19 protein-coding genes and 2 pseudogenes are annotated in these 18,991 nt (G+C 52.4%); 9 read left to right on the forward strand and 12 right to left on the reverse strand.

The annotated features are described in order from the left end of the window. Positions 1 to 195: 195 nt before the first annotated feature. The 5 genes from EL143_RS02970 to EL143_RS02990 form a co-directional block, all read right to left on the reverse strand. The gene (locus tag EL143_RS02970) at positions 196 to 1,089 is read right to left on the reverse strand and encodes a polyprenyl synthetase family protein (protein ID WP_085416013.1); all 894 of its coding nucleotides are present in this window, start codon (positions 1,087 to 1,089) and stop codon (positions 196 to 198) included. Beyond that, positions 1,076 to 1,306, reverse strand: coding sequence for an exodeoxyribonuclease VII small subunit (locus tag EL143_RS02975; protein ID WP_085416106.1), 231 nt, complete (start codon positions 1,304 to 1,306; stop codon positions 1,076 to 1,078). The genes EL143_RS02970 and EL143_RS02975 overlap by 14 nt, the downstream gene beginning before the upstream one ends. Positions 1,307 to 1,544: 238 nt before the next feature. Beyond that, on the reverse strand, positions 1,545 to 2,306 hold the full coding sequence (gene fabG, locus EL143_RS02980; protein ID WP_085416014.1) for a 3-oxoacyl-ACP reductase FabG: 762 nt from the start codon (positions 2,304 to 2,306) through the stop codon (positions 1,545 to 1,547). Between the two features lie 138 nt (positions 2,307 to 2,444). Continuing rightward, a complete protein-coding gene (locus EL143_RS02985) occupies positions 2,445 to 2,954 on the reverse strand; it encodes a hypothetical protein (protein ID WP_085416015.1) in 510 nt (169 codons plus the stop codon). Between the two features lie 219 nt (positions 2,955 to 3,173). Continuing rightward, on the reverse strand, positions 3,174 to 5,243 hold the full coding sequence (locus tag EL143_RS02990) for a hypothetical protein (RefSeq protein ID WP_126326534.1): 2,070 nt from the start codon (positions 5,241 to 5,243) through the stop codon (positions 3,174 to 3,176). A 185-nt stretch (positions 5,244 to 5,428) separates the two neighbouring features. On the opposite strand from EL143_RS02990, the gene EL143_RS02995 reads away from it, so the two are divergent. Beyond that, positions 5,429 to 6,136, forward strand: coding sequence for a CobW family GTP-binding protein (locus EL143_RS02995; protein WP_085416017.1), 708 nt, complete (start codon positions 5,429 to 5,431; stop codon positions 6,134 to 6,136). Between the two features lie 23 nt (positions 6,137 to 6,159). On the opposite strand, the gene EL143_RS03000 is transcribed toward EL143_RS02995, so the two are convergent. Further along, positions 6,160 to 6,480: a hypothetical protein gene (locus tag EL143_RS03000; RefSeq protein ID WP_085416018.1), complete on the reverse strand. Its 321-nt coding sequence runs from the start codon at positions 6,478 to 6,480 to the stop codon at positions 6,160 to 6,162. 327 nt (positions 6,481 to 6,807) lie between these two features. Between EL143_RS03000 and EL143_RS03005 the strand changes: the two genes are divergently transcribed. Continuing rightward, the gene (locus EL143_RS03005; protein ID WP_085416019.1) at positions 6,808 to 7,140 is read left to right on the forward strand and encodes a zinc ribbon domain-containing protein YjdM; all 333 of its coding nucleotides are present in this window, start codon (positions 6,808 to 6,810) and stop codon (positions 7,138 to 7,140) included. A 64-nt stretch (positions 7,141 to 7,204) separates the two neighbouring features. Here the strand turns inward: EL143_RS03005 and gltX are convergent, their stop codons facing one another. Next, positions 7,205 to 8,599 carry a glutamate--tRNA ligase gene (gene gltX / locus EL143_RS03010; protein WP_085416021.1) on the reverse strand — a complete coding sequence of 465 codons (1,395 nt, stop codon included), beginning with the start codon at positions 8,597 to 8,599 and terminating at the stop codon, positions 7,205 to 7,207. A gap of 222 nt (positions 8,600 to 8,821) precedes the next feature. Here gltX and EL143_RS03015 point away from each other — a divergent pair, with 222 nt between their 5' ends. Beyond that, positions 8,822 to 10,360 carry an ABC transporter permease/substrate-binding protein gene (locus EL143_RS03015; protein ID WP_085416022.1) on the forward strand — a complete coding sequence of 513 codons (1,539 nt, stop codon included), beginning with the start codon at positions 8,822 to 8,824 and terminating at the stop codon, positions 10,358 to 10,360. Beyond that, complete coding sequence (locus tag EL143_RS03020; RefSeq protein WP_085416023.1) at positions 10,357 to 11,292, forward strand: ABC transporter ATP-binding protein; 936 nt, start codon at positions 10,357 to 10,359, stop codon at positions 11,290 to 11,292. Before EL143_RS03015 ends, EL143_RS03020 begins: the two co-directional genes overlap by 4 nt. Positions 11,293 to 11,365: 73 nt before the next feature. On the opposite strand, the gene EL143_RS03025 is transcribed toward EL143_RS03020, so the two are convergent. The 5 genes and pseudogenes from EL143_RS03025 to EL143_RS12915 form a co-directional block, all read right to left on the reverse strand. Further along, positions 11,366 to 11,695 carry a hypothetical protein gene (locus EL143_RS03025; protein ID WP_232001332.1) on the reverse strand — a complete coding sequence of 110 codons (330 nt, stop codon included), beginning with the start codon at positions 11,693 to 11,695 and terminating at the stop codon, positions 11,366 to 11,368. A 38-nt stretch (positions 11,696 to 11,733) separates the two neighbouring features. Beyond that, positions 11,734 to 12,360 (reverse strand): FMN-dependent NADH-azoreductase, encoded by a 627-nt coding sequence (locus EL143_RS03030; RefSeq protein WP_085416025.1) that lies wholly within the window; start codon positions 12,358 to 12,360, stop codon positions 11,734 to 11,736. A gap of 208 nt (positions 12,361 to 12,568) precedes the next feature. After that, the gene (locus tag EL143_RS03035) at positions 12,569 to 13,453 is read right to left on the reverse strand and encodes a polysaccharide deacetylase family protein (protein ID WP_085416026.1); all 885 of its coding nucleotides are present in this window, start codon (positions 13,451 to 13,453) and stop codon (positions 12,569 to 12,571) included. 171 nt (positions 13,454 to 13,624) lie between these two features. Further along, positions 13,625 to 14,678, reverse strand: a pseudogene (locus EL143_RS03040) (amidase family protein). Beyond that, positions 14,620 to 14,808, reverse strand: a pseudogene (locus tag EL143_RS12915) (amidase family protein); the annotation flags it as partial. The pseudogenes EL143_RS03040 and EL143_RS12915, both read right to left, overlap by 59 nt. On the opposite strand from EL143_RS12915, the gene EL143_RS12415 reads away from it, so the two are divergent. From EL143_RS12415 to EL143_RS03065, 5 genes are all read left to right on the forward strand, one after another. Continuing rightward, positions 14,740 to 15,027: a hypothetical protein gene (locus tag EL143_RS12415; protein WP_197719641.1), complete on the forward strand. Its 288-nt coding sequence runs from the start codon at positions 14,740 to 14,742 to the stop codon at positions 15,025 to 15,027. The pseudogene EL143_RS12915 and the gene EL143_RS12415 sit on opposite strands and share 69 nt — an antisense overlap. A gap of 216 nt (positions 15,028 to 15,243) precedes the next feature. Beyond that, entirely contained in the window at positions 15,244 to 16,299 is a 1,056-nt protein-coding gene (locus tag EL143_RS03050) for an NAD(P)H-dependent flavin oxidoreductase (RefSeq protein WP_085416029.1), read from the forward strand. A gap of 404 nt (positions 16,300 to 16,703) precedes the next feature. After that, positions 16,704 to 17,333: a TetR/AcrR family transcriptional regulator gene (locus EL143_RS03055; RefSeq protein WP_085416030.1), complete on the forward strand. Its 630-nt coding sequence runs from the start codon at positions 16,704 to 16,706 to the stop codon at positions 17,331 to 17,333. Next, complete coding sequence (locus tag EL143_RS03060) at positions 17,330 to 18,301, forward strand: HlyD family secretion protein (protein WP_085416031.1); 972 nt, start codon at positions 17,330 to 17,332, stop codon at positions 18,299 to 18,301. The genes EL143_RS03055 and EL143_RS03060 overlap by 4 nt, the downstream gene beginning before the upstream one ends. Before the next feature lie 68 nt (positions 18,302 to 18,369). Further along, complete coding sequence (locus EL143_RS03065; protein ID WP_085416032.1) at positions 18,370 to 18,714, forward strand: DUF4298 domain-containing protein; 345 nt, start codon at positions 18,370 to 18,372, stop codon at positions 18,712 to 18,714. Positions 18,715 to 18,991: the final 277 nt, after the last annotated feature.

Consider the following 18,991-nt stretch of genomic DNA (forward strand, 5'->3'; position numbering starts at 1 on the left):
CGCCATACTCGGGCTTTTGTACGGGTATGGCGTTAAGCGTTATAGTTAATCAACTTAAAAATAGTGCGCTCGTCATACTCCGGTCAAGCCTGAATATGGCGGTATCGTTATTATACAAGTGGATTGACTATAATCCTTAACGAAACAATGCCTGTCTGAAAACCTTTTTCAGACAGGCATTGTGACCAACCAGCATCAGTTTTTGCGCGCAGTAACAAATTCGGCCAAGCCGCGCAAGCGGGCGGCTTTTTCACCGAAAGGCTCCAACAGCGACACGGCATCGGTAACCAGCGTTTCCGCATAAGCGCGGGCATCGGCCAAGCCCATCAGTTTCACATAAGTCGGCTTATCATTATCCGCATCTTTACCGGCGGTTTTGCCCAAAGTGGCAGTGTCGGCCTCACAGTCGAGCACATCGTCAATCACTTGAAAAGCCAAACCGAGCTTTTCGGCATAGGCATCCAAACGCGCTATGTCATCATCGTTCAGGTTCGGGCAACACAATGCACCGAGCATTACCGCTGCGCGGATTAACGCACCGGTTTTCAAACCGTGCATCTGCTCCAACTCAGCCTGGCTCATCGCTTTGCCGACATTGGCCAAATCAATCGCCTGCCCGCCCGCCATGCCGAGGCTGCCCGCGGCCTTTGCCAGCACAGCCACCATTTTCAGCTGGCGCGCGACAGGCAGATTGGCCGGGCGGCTTAACACATCAAATGCCAGCGTTTGCAGCGCATCACCCACCAAAAGCGCGGTTGCTTCGTCGTATTGCACATGGCAGGTGGGTTTTCCGCGGCGCAGGCTGTCGTTATCCATTGCAGGCATATCGTCATGCACCAACGAATAAACATGCACCATCTCAATCGCCGCCATCGCCTGCTCCACCGCCGTAAAATCGGCTTCTCCCAACTCGGAAGCCGCCAGCACCAAAAGCGGGCGCAGACGCTTACCGCCGCCGAGCGTGACATAACGCATGGCTTCGTGTAGGGTATTGGGTACGGCATGGTTTGCAGGCAGCACGCGCTCAAGCGCAAGCTCGGTTTGCGCCTGCGCCTTTTGCTGCCACAGTTTCAAATCATTCGCCTGCATCAAGATTCAGCTCCTTAAGCCCGCCCGCATCCAAAACTTGCAGCTTCTGCTCCACTTCGGCCAATTTGGCTTGGCAGTATTTCACCAGCTCGTTGCCTTCCTGATAGGCGGCCAGCGCTTCTTCCAGCGGCATTTCGCTGCTTTGCATGGCTTGCGTGAGTGTTTCCAAACGCTTGAGCGCTTCTTCAAATGATTTTGGGGCGGCTGCTTTCTTCATGATGGGACTGGGATAGTTGTGAAAATGGTTGTGAAAACGGCATTGTAACATTTTCGGCTGCCTGCCGCAGAGGCGGCTTAGGCAAAGCAATGCCTGTCTGAAAAGTTTTTCAGACAGGCATTGGTGTTGTCCAAGTTTGATAGCTAATCTACTTACATAATTAAGGATACCGTCATACTCAGGCTTGACCCGAGTGTGACGAACGTACTATTTTTAAGTTGATTGACGATAGCAATGCTTAAAGCAGGGCTTCGGGTGATTCGGGCAGAATCTGGCCGCCGTCAACAATCAGCGTTTGGCCGGTAATATAGGCGGCTTCTTTGCTGGCGAGGAAGCAGGCGGCGTACCCGATGTCTTGCGGCGTGCCGAGGGTATGCATGGGGATGGCGGCGCGCATTTGGTTCAGATAGGTTTCGCCTTGCGCCTGTAAGCCTTCGGTCAGAATATTGCCGGGCATCACGGCATTGATGGTGATGCCGTGGCGCGCGTATTCCAGCGCCGCGCTGCGCATAAAGCCGAGCTGCCCGGCCTTGCTTGCGCCATAATGGCTCCAGCCGGGAAAGCCGGTAACCGGGCCGGTGATGGATGAGGTAATCACAATCCGCCCGTAATGCTTCGGCTGCATCACGCGAATGGCAGCCTGCACGATAAAAAACGTGCCTTTCAGGTTGATGCCGTGGGTTTCGTCCCAATCGGCTTCGTTCATGTCGGCAAGGTTTTTCTGCGGGAAAATGCCTGTGTTGGAGCATAGAATATCCAGCTTGCCGAATTTGGCCGCAACCGCTTCAACGGTCTCGCGGCAGCTTTGCTGCGAACGCACATCCAAATATTGGTAATGGGCGCCCAATTCGGCCGCCGTCCGCCCGCCTTGTTCGCGGTCGATATCGGCAATCACAATATCCGCACCTGCCTGCTTCAACACTTGGGCAATGCCTTTGCCAATACCCTTGGCTGCACCAGTTACCAAAGTTACTTGACCTTGCAGGGAAAACAAACTCATATTAACTCCTCTCTGAAATTGTTAGATTATTGCAGTGAAAGGGATATTTTATACTTTATTGCAATATTTGATTTTCGATAAATCACAAAAGTTTCAGATAAAACGACAATTCATGCCATATTCAGACCCAAACTTTTATTATTTTCGGAAACTGCTGAAAAATATTCCGAAGTAGCGCGTAAACACATAAATGATGGAGCTTTTCAAGCCTATACCCGTCAAAAATAAAAAAGGCGTGTTTTGAAAATAAGGTTTAGCCAAAAAATTTTTACTGCCCGATCTGTCATACATTTCTTGCGGCATCGTACTGAGCCATAGGAAAAATACGAGTAACACTAATGAAAACAAACTGGCTTGCACGATATGTCGAGTTGTTGCTTGATGGAAATTGTGCGGCCAATCCCATTTCCAAATGGACACCGCAACGGCGCAGAAAAAAGCCAAAATAGTGGAAACGCTATTGGTGGCTTTGGCTGCCAGCGGATAAGCCTCCGGATGATAATAACCGTTGCCGAATAAATAATTATCTATAAATTGTTCCAATGCAAAATCGGAAGGGTTGGCAGGGTGAGCAGGTGTTACAACAAAAATCAACGCCGAGAAAGCAATAATTCCCCACATAATATAGGGTTCAATTTTTTCTTTCATTGGAAAGTCTCTCTTGAATTATTCAAACAGTTTAAAAAGTCGTAACCAATTTGGATCTTCAGTTAACCTATTAATTTATAGCTAATCAACTTAAAAATAGTAAGCTCGTCATACTCGGGGCAAGCCCGAATATGACGGCACCGTTATTATATAAACGGATTGACTATGGTTGTGCCATCATGCCGGGACAAAGCCGCGCATGATAGGTTTCCAATTACTTTATAGGTAGGTTTCAGGGGGATGATCTGTAGAAGGAGGTAAAGATATATCAGGATAAGCCGTCTTTTCTTTGGGGACAGCAGGCGTAGACTCCTCAGCCGGCTTATTAAAAATTTTTTCCAACTCCATTGTTTGGTATTCGATAATTGAATCAATTAAGCTTGGATCCGGAATATCTTCCATTTCAGGTACTTGCGTTAGAAACGTTAAATATTCCTGTGGGGATTTTTGTGCTTTGGCCGCAGCAGCTTCCAAATAAGCTTGATTGATATAAGGATCCGAATCCAAGATAATTGTTTTATCTGCTTGGGATTGAATTGGGTTTTCAGCATGGGGATTTTCTTGGATAGACGATTCAGCAAATGTTTCTTCTGTTTTTGAATCTTCATTGATCAAAAGAGGTTCTTGCATAAATTTATCGGAAATATCTTTTCCGGGGATAACTTCAATCTTAGGGCTTTTGATCATTAAATTTTCATTCGTATTACCAATGATGGTAACGGTTTCACTTTCAATTTCTAAATTTTTAAAATGGTTCTTACCAATTAAAGTAACATTTTCAGCTTTAAGTTTAATATGCTCTTGGCTACTATGATTACCTATTAAAACCAAATCGGTATATTTATTGTCAGCATTTTTGAAATTCCACTGATCTGAATTGGAAACGTATTTCTCTAAATAATCGATGCTATTACTAATGATAATAGCAACTCCTGCTCCTGCAAGTACGCCCATTGCAATCGTACCGAGGCCTGAAGCAGCCAAGAGCAACCCCGCGCTTCTGGCAATTACCGCACCTGTACTTGCGGTTGCCGATGTGGCAACTATTTTGCTGACTTGTCCCACCACAGGGCTCCAGTTGTCATTATCAAAAGCATTTTTGATGCGGTCGCCTAATTCGTAAGCGTCTGCAAGATTTCCAATAGCACCGGTGATTTTGGAAATTCCGTTAAGGAAATAAATTTTACCGGCAGTGTCCCCATGCTTTTGTGTTAGTTCTGCCGCATCGGCACGGATTTTATCTATTGCCTGATTTAATGCTTCACGGTTATTGGCATAATAAGCCTTGCGTTCATCCAATATGTTGCCTTGCTCAAATTCCATAATACTATGTGAAAAGCTAGAAGCTAAATCATGTTTTAGAGATGCACTGTTCTTCAGTTTTTCGGCTTCTGCCAAAAAGGTTTGATGTGGATTTTTTGCAGCGGCATTAGCAATCGTAGCTGCATTGCCTAAGGTGCTAATGCTTTGGTTTAACGGTGGGGTTGTGTTGGTGGCCGTATTTGTATTATCGGGTTGTTGGCTTTGAACGTTTGCTAGAGGCTCGGGAATGGAATTGGTGTTTTCATTAAGAGAAGAGGTGTTCGGTTGCTTGGATGAAGCAATATCATTTTGGGGTTGTTTGGGATTATGATTTGATGCGGTATTTATTGGAGATGAAGCCGATGAAGGAGCTTGTGGAGGTTGAGTAGCCGTGTAATCCTGCGCTTGTGGAGTAGAGTTATTTTGGCTGTTTATAATGGCCGTAATTTCATCATTGCTTAGTTTCACATTGTCTGATGCTACTGCATGAGAGGAATCTACAGAAACAGCATTATTTTCGAACGTATTTGTGGCAGGAGTGTGGTAGTTTGTTACCCAAAATGAACTGTTATCTGTAACAGTAAAAACTCTTCCCGGTAACACGGAACTTTCGTAGCGTTCAACCGTTCTGCCCTCCTCTGTAACTTTCTCAACGGTGCCGCCAATATTTTTAAAAAAATTGATAACTTCTTCTTTTGGTTTGCTGCCTATTTCTTGCAATTCTTGAATACTATAGTGTTTGTTATCAGCTGCGGAGATTTCAGCAGTAGGCATAGTCGGGGGCGGAGATTCTGTAATCGGTGCTTCTGATTCGGCAGGAGATCGTACATAATCAGATGCTTGGGGTGCAGAAGAAGGTGAACGGACATAATCTGAAGCTTGCGGGCTGGAAATATGCCTCCAATCCGATGAGTTGAAAGTTTCCGGAGGGTCTGCGCGCCATCCACTAAACCCGAAAGCAGATGTTCCATTATTGTATAAGTTCATTTGGTTACCCTTTATATTTTTTAAATAAAAGTCATTCTTAAATTAAAAAAGACTAAAAGTCACCTAAAAAGTTTCGACAGGACTCTTAATCTTTACTTAAATTACTTGTTATATCATGATTCAAAGACATTAAATCGGCCAAAGTGTTCCACACGATTGGCACTATTCAAAACACAGGTAAACGCATGAGCCCTACCCAAACTCCTGTAACCATCCTTACCGGCTTTCTCGGCTCGGGAAAAACCACCGTATTGCAAAAAATGCTGGCGGCGGAGCACTACGGCGACACGGCGGTGTTGATTAACGAGTTTGGCGAAGTCGGCATCGACCAGCAGCTGGTTACACCGGTTTCACCCAATGTAGTGCTGCTGGATTCCGGCTGCCTGTGCTGCCAGATTCGCGGCGAGTTGAAAGATTCACTGGTGGAAGTTTTGGATGCCCGCGCACAAAAACAGGTGCCGCCGTTTAAACGGATTGTGATAGAAACCACCGATTTGGCCGAACCGACGCCGATAGTTGCCACCATACAGGCCGATCCGCTGCTCATACACCAGCTTAGCGTGGCGCACATAATAACCGTGGAGGATGCCGTAAACGGCAATGAAATGGCGCAAAGCGGCAATGCAGTGTGGACGCAGCAGGTTACTGCCGCCGATATGATTCTGATTGCCAAAGCTGACCTCGCGCCTGATCAGGCCGTGCAATTGGAAGCCCGTTTCGCCGCCATGCTGCCCGCCGCAGCATTTAACCGCATGGCCGCACGAACCGCATCATTCGCAACTCGTCATCATCATGGCTGGGCTGGATGCGGAGCAGGTGGAAGCATCATTCCGAAAATATGTTTTGGTGGAATAAAACCCAAAATATCAAAATGCCTGTCTGAAAACGGGTGAGGTTTCAGACAGGCCTCAGGTGTTCAGATACTTGGTGTAAAGTGTCGCTCCTTTTTCGGCTTGGCTTTTTTCTTTTTTTCATCACTGCGCCAATCGCAGTCGGCACAATCGAACACATCCAAAATGCTGCAATATTTTTGCCCGTTGGAGGCGCAACGCTTGAAGTCGGCGCAATCCACGTCACACGCATCAAGTACATCGCAAAAACCTTGCTGCGAACGGAGATGCGCTTTGTTTTCATGAAGCCGCCCGGCAGCGTAGCCGCAATAGGAAAAACGCCGCTGCAAAACCGCCCAACCTTTGAGCAAACCGTAGCGGCGGATCAGAAGGTGGCCGACACCCAAGCAGCCGCTGCCGCCGTAAACACGGCGGTAGGCAAGCCGTATGATTTATAAGGAGAAAGCCAACGTTGGTAAAGTCTGATAGCGGCAAGAGCAATACGTGCTGCGGGAGAAAGGTGCATGATTGTGCGAGAGGTAAAAGAGTGGATAACCGTCAAATGATAAACAAGTTAGCGTGAAATTGCTTGCTCCTTGGCCAGGCATCTGCAAAATCATGCCTGTCTGAAAGCCAGCTGTTTTTCAGACAGGCATTTGCCCTGCTGCGGGGGCGGGTGCTATATAATCTGCCCGCATAATCATGTCATTTATTCAAACAAGGAAACCAACCATATGACCTACCCAGCCTGCCCGCAATGCGGCTCAAACCTTACCTATCACGACGGCCTGCATTTGGTCTGCCCCGAATGCGCTTTTGAGTGGGACGAACATGCGGAGGCGGATGCCGGCGATGCCTTCAGCGTGAAAGATGCCAACGGCACGCCGCTGGCCGACGGCGACAGCGTGGTGCTGATAAAGGATTTGAAAGTCAAAGGCAGCTCGCAAGTGATTAAGCAGGGCACCAAAGTGAAAAGCATCCGCCTGCAGGAGGGCGACCACAACATCGCCTGTAAAATCGACGGCAGCGCCATGAATTTGAAATCGGAGTTTGTGAAAAAGGCGTAAAGTCCGTATGACAATGCCTGTCTGAAAACTTTTTCAGACAGGCATTGTTGTGTGTTGCGGGCGGTTAGGAGCGGATGCGTGTCAACACTTCTTCTTTGCCCAATAAGGCCAACACGGCGTCGATGCTCGGGGTTTTGGCGGTGCCGCACACGGCCAGGCGCAGGGGCATGCCGAGTTTGCCCATTTTGATGTCTTCGGCGTCGCAGAAGGGTTTGAACAAATCGTGAATCGCTTCGGCGTTCCAGTCGGGCAGGCCTTCCAGTTTTTCGGCGAAGCGCAGCATGCGGGCGGGGGCGTCTTTATCCCAATGTTTTTGCACATCGGCTTCGGCGGGCGTGCCTTTTTGGTAGAAATACACGCATTCGTCGGCCAGTGTGTTCAAATCTTGAGCGCGGTCTTTCACCAGGTCCAACACGTCTTCCAGCGCCGGTTTGTCGAAAACTTCTACGCCGCGCACGGTCAGGCGCGGTTTAACCAGTTCGGCCAGTTTGCCGTTGGGGGTTACTTTGATGTGCTCGCCGTTAATCCAGTAGAGTTTTTTCAAATCCATGCGGCTGGGTGAGGGAGAAACGTCTTTCAAATCAAACCATTCGACAAACTGCTGCATGGTGAAAAATTCGTCGTCGCCGTGCGCCCAGCCCAAGCGGGCAAGGTAGTTGAGCATGGCTTCGGGCAGAATGCCCATTTGGCCGAAATCGGTAATGGCCACGGTGTCGCCGCTGCGCTTGGAGATTTTTTTGCCTTGTTCGTTGAGAATCATCGGCAGGTGGCCGTATTCGGGCAGTTGGTTGCCCATGGCTTTTAAGATGTTGATTTGTTTCGGAGTGTTGTTAACGTGGTCGTCGCCGCGGATGACATGGGTAACGCCCATGTCGTGATCGTCCACCACCACGCAGAAGTTATAGGTGGGCGTACCGTCGGCGCGGGCGATGATTAAATCGTCGAGCGCTTCGTTGGGAATGCTGATTTCGCCTTTGACCAAGTCGTTCCATTTGGTTACGCCTTCGGTGGGGGTTTTGAAGCGCACCACCGGTTCTACGCCTTCGGGCACGGGCGGCAGGGTTTTGCCCGGCTCGGGGCGCCAGCGGCGGTCGTAAGTGGCGGTGCCTTCTTTTTCGGCTTTTTCGCGCATGGCTTCCAGCTCTTCTTTGCTGCAATAGCAATGGTAGGCGTGGCCTTTTTCAAGCAGCTCGGCAATCACTTCTTTATAGCGGCCGAAGCGGTGGGTTTGGAAGATAACGTTGTCGGCATTGTCGTAATCGAGACCGACCCATTTCATGCCGTCGAGAATGATGTTGACCGATTCGGCATTGGAGCGCTCCAAATCGGTGTCTTCGATGCGCAGCAGGAATTCGCCTTTGTGTTTGCGGGCGAAAGCCCATGAAAACAAAGCAGTACGCACGCCGCCGATATGCAGGTAACCGGTGGGGCTGGGGGCGAAGCGGGTTTTAACGGTCATGATGGCAGCTCCAGTATGTGTGAAAAGAGGGTATTTTATAATTTGGGGCGCGAATATGCTACATCAAGCGGTTTTGATTTGCAGCACAGTATCGCCTAGAATGGAACCAAATAAGATTTGTGCGGCCTCATTAATATCGGCTGCATAATCAAAAACATCAGACGCCCGTTTCAATAAAGCAGCCAGCTTCGCCCCGCCCGCCAACCTTCCCAGAAAATATTTATGAATGCTATTCTGCAAACGCTTCTGGAGCGTAAACACGATCTGCTGACCGCCACGTTCGAGCACTTGGTGCTTTCGCTGCTTGCGCTTTTGTGTGCCATCGCGATAGCCGTGCCGCTGGCGGTTTGGTTTTCCGCACACAAAAAGCAGGCGGAAGTGGTGTTGCAGCTCACCAATATCCTGCAAACCATCCCCTCACTGGCCATGCTCGGTTTGCTGATTCCTTTTGTGGGCATCGGCACGCCGCCGGCTTTGATTGCGCTCACGCTTTATGCGCTGCTGCCGATTTTTCAAAACACTTATTTAGGCCTGTCTGAAATCAATGCTTCGGTGCAGGAAGCGGCCACGGCATTCGGTTTGTCGCGCCGGCAGAAGCTGTTCCGCATCGAGCTGCCGATGGCGCTGCCTGCCATGGTTTCCGGCATACGCACGGCCGCCGTGCTGATTATCGGCACGGCCACGCTGGCCGCTTTAATCGGCGCGGGCGGGCTGGGCAACATCATCCTGCTCGGTATCGACCGCCACAATATGGCGCTGACCTTTATCGGCGCGGTGGCTTCCGCGCTGCTGGCGGTGGCGGTTAGCGGGCTGGTATATTGGCTGCAGCGGAAAAAAGCGGGCTTTGTGCTGGTGTTGGTGGCGGTAAGTACCGCCTTGCTGCTGGGCGCGCAATGGTGGAGCAGCCACAGCGGCGGCAAGCAAACCGTGATTGCGGGCAAGCTGGGCAGCGAACCGGATATTTTAATCAATATGTATAAAATGCTGATTGAAGCGGAAAACCCGGAAATCGATGTGGTGTTGAAGCCCAATTTCGGCAAAACCAGTTTTCTTTTCAATGCACTTAAAAGCGGCGAAGTGGATATTTATCCCGAGTTTACCGGCACGGTTGTCGAAAGCTTGGTGGCGTTACCTGAAGCCGAAAAAAACCGCCCGCTCAGCCCCGAAGAAACCTACACATTGGCGCGCCGCTTGATTGCCGAGCAACACAACCTGCGCCTGTTGCCCTCCATGAAATACCAAAATACCTACACACTCGCGCTGCCGCAGAATTATGCGCGGGCGCACGGCTTGGTGAATATTTCCGACTTGGTCAAAGTGAAAAACCAAGTACGCGCCGGTTTCACGCTGGAGTTTATCGACCGCAAAGACGGCTACAAAGGCCTGTCTGAAACCCACCGCATTCCACTCAAACACGTTTCCAGTATCGAGCCGGCTCTGCGTTACACCGCGCTTCAGGAAGGCCGCATCAATTTGGTGGACGCCTATTCCACCGATGCCGAAATCCGCCAATACAATCTTTACATGTTAAAAGACGACTTGCGGCTCTTTCGCGCTTATCAGGGCGCGCCGCTGATGAAAGCCGAGTTTGCCGAGCAAAACCCCGAAATCGTCGGCGCGCTTAACCGTTTGGCGGGCAGAATCAGCGAAGAAGAAATGTCGGAAATGAATTACCGCGTGAAAAACGGCGGGGAAACGCCGGCCCAAGTGGCGGCCGATTATCTGAACAAACACAAACTGCTGGAGAAAAAAACGCCATGAAGCCGATTATCCGGTTCGACCATGTTGCCAAGCGTTACGATGGCAAAACCGTTATCAGCGGTTTGAATTTAACCATCAACGAAGGTGAGTTTTTCGTGATTGTCGGCCCTTCCGGCAGCGGCAAAACCACCACCATGAAAATGATTAACGCGCTGGTGGAGCCGACCGACGGCAATGTGTATTTCAACAACCGGCGCATCAAAGACTACGACATCCGCCGCCTGCGCCACCGCATCGGCTATGTGTTGCAGCAGATTGCCCTGTTTCCCACCATGACCGTGAAACAGAATATCGAGCTGATACCCGACATCCTCGGCTGGAAAAAAAGCGAACGCAACCGCCGCTCCACCGAGCTGCTCGAAATGGTGGGTTTGTCGCCTCAGAAATACGCCCACCGCTACCCGCACGAACTGTCCGGCGGCGAACAGCAGCGCATCGGCATTTTGCGTGCAATTGCCGCCAAGCCCGACGTGCTGCTGATGGACGAACCCTTTAGCGCGCTCGACCCGATTTCACGCAACGCCTTGCAGGAAATGGTGGCCGAAATCCACCAAAAGCTCGGCACCACCGTCGTTTTTGTAACCCACGACATGAACGAAGCCATGCGCCTGGCCGACCGCATCGCCGTGATGCAAAACGGCAAGCTTCAACAAGCGGGCACACCGGAAGAGATTCAAACCCGGCCGGCCAACGAATTCATCCGCTCCTTTTTCCAAAGCACCCGCACCGACTACGGCAAAATCAGCGAACTCGCCGCACTCGGCCTGCTGCCTATGAGCGAAGCGCCGCTGCCCGAAGTATCGCCCGAAGACGGCATCGAAACCCTGTTCCCCCTGCTCAGCCGCCACGAGCGCGTGCGGGTGGGCAAAAGCGGCGAAATCGACAGCAGGCTGGTGTTCGGCTATTTGCACAGCCGGGGCGGTAGTAGTTGAAAGAAACACCAATGCCTGTCTGAAAAACTTTTCAGACAGGCATTCTTTCACTCCGACACCTTTGCAATCGGGTTTACGATAAAGGATCAAACGGCCTGCCGCTGATGCTTTCCACCGCCGGCGAAATCTGACTCAGGTTTTCAGCCAATGCGGTTTTGCCCGTAGCGCCGCAAAGCTGGTATTGCACGCCCTGCCAGTCGCTCACTTTGATATGGTGCGGCTCAAGCAGGCGGTTGATGATGGCGATGCGATGCGCCCGCAACCGGCGCCGGTGCGCGCTGTCGCTGCCTTGGCCGCTGTTTTCAAGGCGGGTGACCCAGTGGGCTTCTTCGCCGAATATGCCGCATGTCCGCACATAATGCCAAACCTTTCCTATTTGTTTCCGTTCAGCTTGGGTTTGCAAACTGACCGTATCCCAAGCTTTCCGAAACCGGTGTTGCTTTATTCCGCCATAAACGCTTCAAACTTCGCATCAATATCGGCACATGCCTGCTTCACGGCAGCTTCCAAGCCGATGCGTTCCATTGTGCCTTCGGCGCGCACTGCCTCTACGCTTGAAAAGCCTAAAAATCCGCCCAGCAAAGCTTTCAGATAGGGAATGGTAAATTCCATCTGCGCATTACTGCCGCTGCTGAACACGCCGCCACTGGCTTGCAGTATCAAGGCTTTGTGTCCGCTCATCAGGCCTTGGAGAATTCCGTTTTCATATTTGAACGTTTGTTCCGGGATAACGATGTTGTCTATCCAGTTTTTCAGGCGCGCGGGGATGCCGAAGTTATACAGCGGCAGGGCAATAACCAGCCGCGGCGCGGATTTGAACTGCGCCGTTACTGCGTTTATGCGCGCCAGCAATTGGGTTTGCGCCGCATCAAGCGGCTCTTGGTTCAACAAGGTTTGGGCAAACGTATCCAACACGGCTTTATCCACCGGATGAATATCGGCTTCGGCCAAATTAACCACTTCCACATCTTGGGCAGACAGCTTGGCAAGCAGATGGCGCACCATTTGGTTGGTGGCGGAGAGGGTTGAGTGCGGGTCGGGATGGGCGTTGATAATCAGGGTTTTCATATATACCTCTTTCGATTATTGGTAAACGGCGGGCTTTCCGGCCTTGTTCAGACAAGCATTGTAAAAGCCGCGTTTGTCGGTAATTGTCAGTAATTCTAATGCTTACATTGCAGCCGGTACGCTCTTCACTACACTTCAAAAGCTGCCTGAAAAGCCTATGGCACAGGCAAGCTGCAGGCATAAGCTTTCAGACAGGCATTGGCTTCATTCACTTCCACTCGCGCGGATTGCGGGCGATGAAATCATCGGCAATCTGGTCAAACCTGCACCATTCTACGCCTTCGTGGCTGTTGATATGCTCAATCAGGCGCTCGTGCATCAGCAGCACTTGCGGGCGACCGGACACGTCGGGGTGGATGGTCATGGTAAACACGGCGTAGTCGTTTTCGCGGTACACCCAGTCGAACTGGTCGCGCCATAACTGCTCAACGTCGCGCTGGTTTATGAAGCCGTGGCTGTTGGGCGATTTTTTGATAAACATCATCGGTGGCAAGTCGTCGAGATACCAGTTGGCGGGGATTTCCACCAGCGGGGTTTCTTTGCCACGCATGAGCGGTTTCATCCAGTGGCTGGGATGTTTGGAATAGTCGATTTTGATCCAGCTGTCGCCCACGCGCACATAGTCAGGGTGAAAATCGTTGTGCATCAGCGAGTGGTCGTATTTGATGCCGTGCTCCAGCAAAAGCTCGTTGGTAACGGGGCTGAACTCCCACCACGGGGCAACGTAGCCGGAGGGGCGTTTGCCGGCCAGCCCGGTAATCAGCTCCAAAGAGCGGTCGAGCACGGCGGTTTCCTGCTCGCGGGTCATGGCAATCGGGTTTTCGTGGCTGTAACCGTGCATGCCGATTTCGTGGCCGCGCCGCGCCACTTCTTTCATTTGTTCGGGGAAGGTTTCAACCGAATGGCCGGGGATAAACCATGTGGTTTTCAGCTTGTATTTGTCGAACAGGTCGAGCAGGCGGATGGAGCCGACTTCGCCTGCAAACAGGCCGCGCGAAATATCGTCGGGGCTGTCTTCGCCGCCGTAAGAGCCGAGCCAGCCGGCCACTGCGTCCACATCAATTCCGTAGGCTACCAAGATTTTCTTTGCCATCGTGTTTCTCCTTGCGTTCACTGTGGTTCAGGCTTATGCCTGTCTGAAAAAGCAGGTTGATGTGTGCAGTTTTTTGATTTTTATAAGCTTTAGACAGTTTTTACGGACAGGCGTTCGCTTTGGCGGGTGCAATAGGAAACCCTGCCTGCCCGTACTGCTTTCAGACAGGCATTATTCAAACCTTTTGCGGTTTAAAGCCGCATCCCCGGTCAGCAGGCCGGCAAAGGTTTTGCCCGCGTACAACACATATTCGTCGCGCCCGCTTGCAGCCGAAACCAAAAGCGCGGCGGGCAGGCCGTTGCGGTTAAGGCCGGTGGGAACGGTAAAACCGGGCATGTCCAGAAAGCTGCCTGCCATGGTGTTGCGCAGGATTTTGCGGTTGGCTTCGGCAAAAAATTCCCGGTCATTTTCCAAGCGGGCGAGCGGCGGCGCGTCGATGGCGGTGGTGGGCAGCAAAAGCAGCGCACCCTGCAATTCTTCCGCCAACTGCTTTTGCAGGCGGGCGCGCCAAGTGAGCAAGTCAAACAGATGGTGCAGCGGGTAAATCCGGTTGCTCTGCAAACGCTGCGCCACCCGCTCATCCATGATGCCTGTCTGAAGGGGCGCGTTTTGATGCAGCTGCCATGCCTCGATGCCGACCAGCGTGCCGTATTCGTCGAACAGGGTTTCCAGCCGTTGCAGCGCACGCAGCGGTTTGCGGATAATCCCGACACCTGCCTGCGCCAGCCGGGCGATGCTTTGCTCGAAAGCCGCCAGAATCTGCGGCTCGGCATCCTCAGTAAACAAACCTTCGGGCACCACGGCTTTGAAATGCCTGTCTGAACAGCTTGCCGAATCAATATGAAACGCCTGCATCACCGTGCAGATGTCGGCGGCGGTGTGCGCCAGCGGGCCGATGCTGTCGAGCGTGGGCGAAAGCGTCCACACCGATGCGCGGCAGGCGGGCGGATGTGGGTTTGAACCCGGCCAGGCCGTTGAGCGCGGCAGGGATGCGCACGGAGCCGGAGGTGTCGGTGCCCACGGCATAAGGCACGATGCCTGCCGCTACCGAAACCGCCGCCCCGCAGGACGAGCCGCCCGGCGCCAGCGGTTCGGCAGCGGACCACATTCGCAGGCGTGCCGAAATACGGGTTCTGCCCCAAGCCGGAAAGGGCGAACTCGGTAAAGTTGGTGCGCCCGATGGAAACCGCGCCCACACTTTCCAGCAGCGACACAACGGCGGCATCCTGCGCGGCGGGCGGGTTATCCGCCGTGGTTAAGCTGCCGGCACGGGTGGTTTCGCCTGCTTGGTCGAACAAGTCTTTCCACGATACGGCAATGCCGTCGAGCGCACCCAGCCGCTTTCCCGCCCGCAGCCGCGCGGCTGCCGCCTCGGCCGCCGGCCGGGCACGGGTTTCAGTGAGGCGGATAAACACGGCGCGGTTGCCTGCTTCCCCGACGCTGCTCAGACCGGATTCAAGCAGGGAAACGGGATCGGCTGCGCCGGATTCGAATGCGGCGTGCCAATCGGCAAGGGTAAGCAGGGGCGGATTCATGGTTGTTCCTCGCATTGCTTGGTTACTGTATATAGTTAAGAGTATGGCTTGTGGCGGAAAAGTTCATCATCAGCCATAGCCATACCTGTCTGAAAAAACATTTCAGACAGGTATGGCTATAATCAATCAACTTAACTTTTACTACGGCGTTGCTGCGCCTTGCCGTACTATCTGTACTGTCTTCGGCTTGCTGCCTTGTATTAAAAATGTGTTGATTGACTATATAATCCCCATACGCAAACAAAGGAGAACATCATGCAGAACAATCCATACTTAAACGCTTTGGGTGCCGAGTTACCGATTATTCAGGCGCCGATGGCGGGCGTACAGGGCAGCGCGCTGGCGGTAGCGGTGTGCCGGGCGGGCGGTGTCGGGTCGCTGCCCGCAGCCATGCTCACGCCTGAAAAGCTGCGCGAAGAATTGGCGGCCATCCGCGATGCGGTAGGCGGCAAACCTTATAACGTCAACTTTTTCGCCCACCGCAACCCCGAAGTTTCCGAAACGCAAAAAGCCGCATGGTTTGATGTGCTCAAGCCTTATTTTGAAGAGTTCGGTTTAACCCGGGCCGATATTCCGGCAGGCGGCGGGCGCAATCCGTTTGACGAAACCGCGCTGGAAATAGTGCAGGCATTCAAGCCGCCGATGGTGAGCTTCCATTTCGGCCTGCCTGAAAAGCCGCTGTTGGATGCGGTGAAAGCCACGGGTGCACAGATTTGGTCGAGCGCCACCACAGTGGAAGAAGCACGCTGGCTGGAAGCCAACGGCGCCGATGCCGTGATTGCGCAAGGCTGGGAAGCGGGCGGCCACCGCGGCATGTTTTTAAGCCGCGACTTGGGCGCGCAATCGGGCACCTTCGCCCTACTGTCCAATATCGTGGCAGCGGTCAAGTTGCCGGTGATTGCCGCAGGCGGCATCAGCAACGCGCAAACCGTGCGCGCCGCGTTTGATTTGGGCGCAACCGCCGTGCAGCCCGGCACCGCGTTTCTGCTGGCCGACGAAGCCGACACCTCCGCCGCCTACCGCGCTGCGCTGCAAAGCCCGCGGGCAGAGGATACGGTGATTACCAACCTGTTCAGCGGCGGCTTCGCCCGCGGCATAGCCAACCGGTTTATCCGCGAAGCCGGGCCGATCAATGCCTCAGCCTTGCCGTTTCCCTTTTCCGGCGCGGCGGCCGGTGTGTTGAAAGCCGCAGCGGAGCGCGCCGGTTCGGATGAGTTTTCTTCATTCTGGGCAGGGCAGAACGCACGGTTTGCCCAAGCAGGCAGCGCGGAAGTGATTTTGCGCAGACTGGCCGAAGGGTTGGTTTGGTGAGCTTATCGGGAAAGGATAGTGGATCAACTTAAAAATAGTACGTTCTTCATACTCGGGCTTGAACCGAGTATCTTGAGTTCCGTTAATTTTAGGAGATACTCGGGTCAAGCCCGAGTATGACGGAAATGCTGATAAAATTAAGTGTTTTAACGATACATGGTAAACCATAATTTTTTGCTAAGTCGTTGCTGCTTCTTAGTTTGAAGAGAGGATTTTGTAAGCTCCTATAGCAGCAAAAAAAAACGGCACGCACTATGCTTGCTGTTACCTTCGGTTTGCCGGCTATATTTGACCGAACTCAAATGCCTGTCTGAAAAGCCCCAATGGGCTTCAGACAGGCATTTGCATTTGGCATTTTCTAAACTATACTGGACATCCGTCCAATATATAAATCAAACACTTCTATGAACCTTCCCGCCCGCGCCCAATTTATCGAAGCCGGTGTGCGCCTTTATCCGCAGCTGGGCTACCGCAAGCTTTCCGTGCGGCTTTTGGCGGCCGAAGCGGGGTTGAGCCCGGGGATGTTTCACCATTTGTTTGCCAGCAAAGATGAATTTGTGGCCGAGCTTTTGCAGTCGCAATACGAACACACTTTCGGCCGGGTGGATTTTCTGCCCGATCAAGATGCGGATGTGGTGCAAAAGCTGCGCCATGCGATCCGTTTGCTCGCATTTTGCCTGCGGGATAATTTGGCTTGGGTTAACCGTATTTTTGCCGACAGTGCCGACGGCGTGAACATTGCGGAAACGTTTTTACGCCGCCGGTTTGATAATTATTCGGGTCGGCTTTACGCCCTTTTGAGCGACTGTTTTCCCGACACGCCGTTTCCCGAATTGGTGAAGCGCATGTCGTATATCAGCGCATCGGTGGTGGCGCCGATGTTTTTGGGCATCCGCTTCAGCCATATGGGCATGCTGCCCGAAGATGTGCGCAGCCATATTTTTGCCGTATTGGATGACGATGCCATTGAAGAGCGTATCCGGTGGACATTTTCCGCCCTATTCCCCAACTATTCTTTTCAGGAAAAACCATGAAAAAACTGATCGTTGCCTTGTTGATTGCCGCGCTGGCCGCGGGCGGATGGTATGCGTATAACCAACAAAGCCAAAGCGGCCTGCCCAAAGGCTTCGCCCAATCCAACGGTCGTTTGGAGCTGAACCGCTTTGACATTGCCAGCCTGTATCCGGGGCGGGTGCAGACGGTGTTGGTGGACGAGGGCAGCGAAGTGAAAGAGGGCGACGTATTGGCCGAGCTTTCTTCTGTAACCAGCAGCAGCCAGCTTGAAGCCGCCAAAGCCCAGAAACAGCGCGCGCAGGAAGCGGTGGCGCGGGCAGATGCCGAAATCAAGGCGTACGAGCAGCAGCAGAAAGTGGCGCAAATGGAATTGGGCAATGCTCAAAGTTTGAAACGCGACGAATTGGTGTCGTCGGCGGAAGTAAGCAAACGGCTGGCCGCGCGTGACGGTGCGGCGGCTTCGGTGAAAGCGGCGCGAGCCGCCCGTGCCGAAGCGGTGGCGGCAGTAGCGGCGGCTCAGGCGCAGATTAACCAAGCGGCTTCGGCCAATGACGACATGACCATCCGCAGCCCTAAAGCGGGCAGGGTGGAATACAAAATCGCCGAAACGGGCAGCGTGATTGCCGCAGGCAGCAAAGTAGTGAGCCTGCTTGATCCGGCTGATGTGTCGATGAACATTTTTCTGCCCAATGCCGAAGCAGGCCGTCTGAAAGTGGGCGGCGAGGCACGGATTGTGCTCGACAGCGTGAAAGCAGTGTTCCCCGCCAAAATCAGCTTCATCGCCACCGATGCCCAATTCACGCCCAAATCGGTGGAAACACAAAACGAGCGCGAAAAACTGGTGTTCCGCGTCAAGCTGAAAATTCCTGCCGACACCGCGCTGAAACACAAAGGCCTGCTCAAAGGCGGCATGACGGGCAACGGCTATGTGCGTACCGACGATGCGGCCCAATGGCCGTCTGAATTGACGGTTAAGCTGCCGCAGTAACGCCGCCCCAATGCCCAAATACTGCAACAAAACGACTCCACACGAACACAGAACAGAAAGGATACCCCATGACCGACTTGCCGAATCAAGCCGAAGCACAGGCGCGCATCGACCATATTCAGAAACTCTACCGCGAATGGACAGAGCTGCTCCCCAAACTCGAAGCCGCCCATCAAGACTGGTTGCGCGGCGAGGCCATCATGCGCGAGCTGGCGCAGTTTTACTTTGAAGGCGAATACAGCCGCTACCACCAAGCCCTCGAAGACGGGTTGGATGTGAATCTGCACACGCAAGGCGAATACAGCATCATGAGCGAAGACGCGCTGTGGAACGCCTTCACCGAACAGCAAAGCCTCGCTTGGCAGCGGCTGCGTTCGGCTGTGGCGGTGTTGGATAGGGATGGCGGGGATTGAGGCCGTCTGAAAAAATGCCTGTCTGAAAAGGCCGTCTGAACACACCATGCCTGTCTGAAAGCTGTTTCAGGCAGGTATTTTTACGCTGTGAACCATCACATATAGTTAATCAACTTAACTTTTACTACGGCGTTGCTGCGCCTTGCCGTACTATCTGTACTGTCTGCAGCTTGCTGCCTTGTATTAAAAATTAATTTGATTAACTATAGACAACATAAAAATATCTATAAATATAAATGATAATAATTTTTAAATGTATTAATATAATAAAATTTTT

Origin of the sequence: Neisseria canis, from assembly GCF_900636765.1 — a bacterium.
GTDB lineage: Bacteria > Pseudomonadota > Gammaproteobacteria > Burkholderiales > Neisseriaceae > Neisseria > Neisseria canis.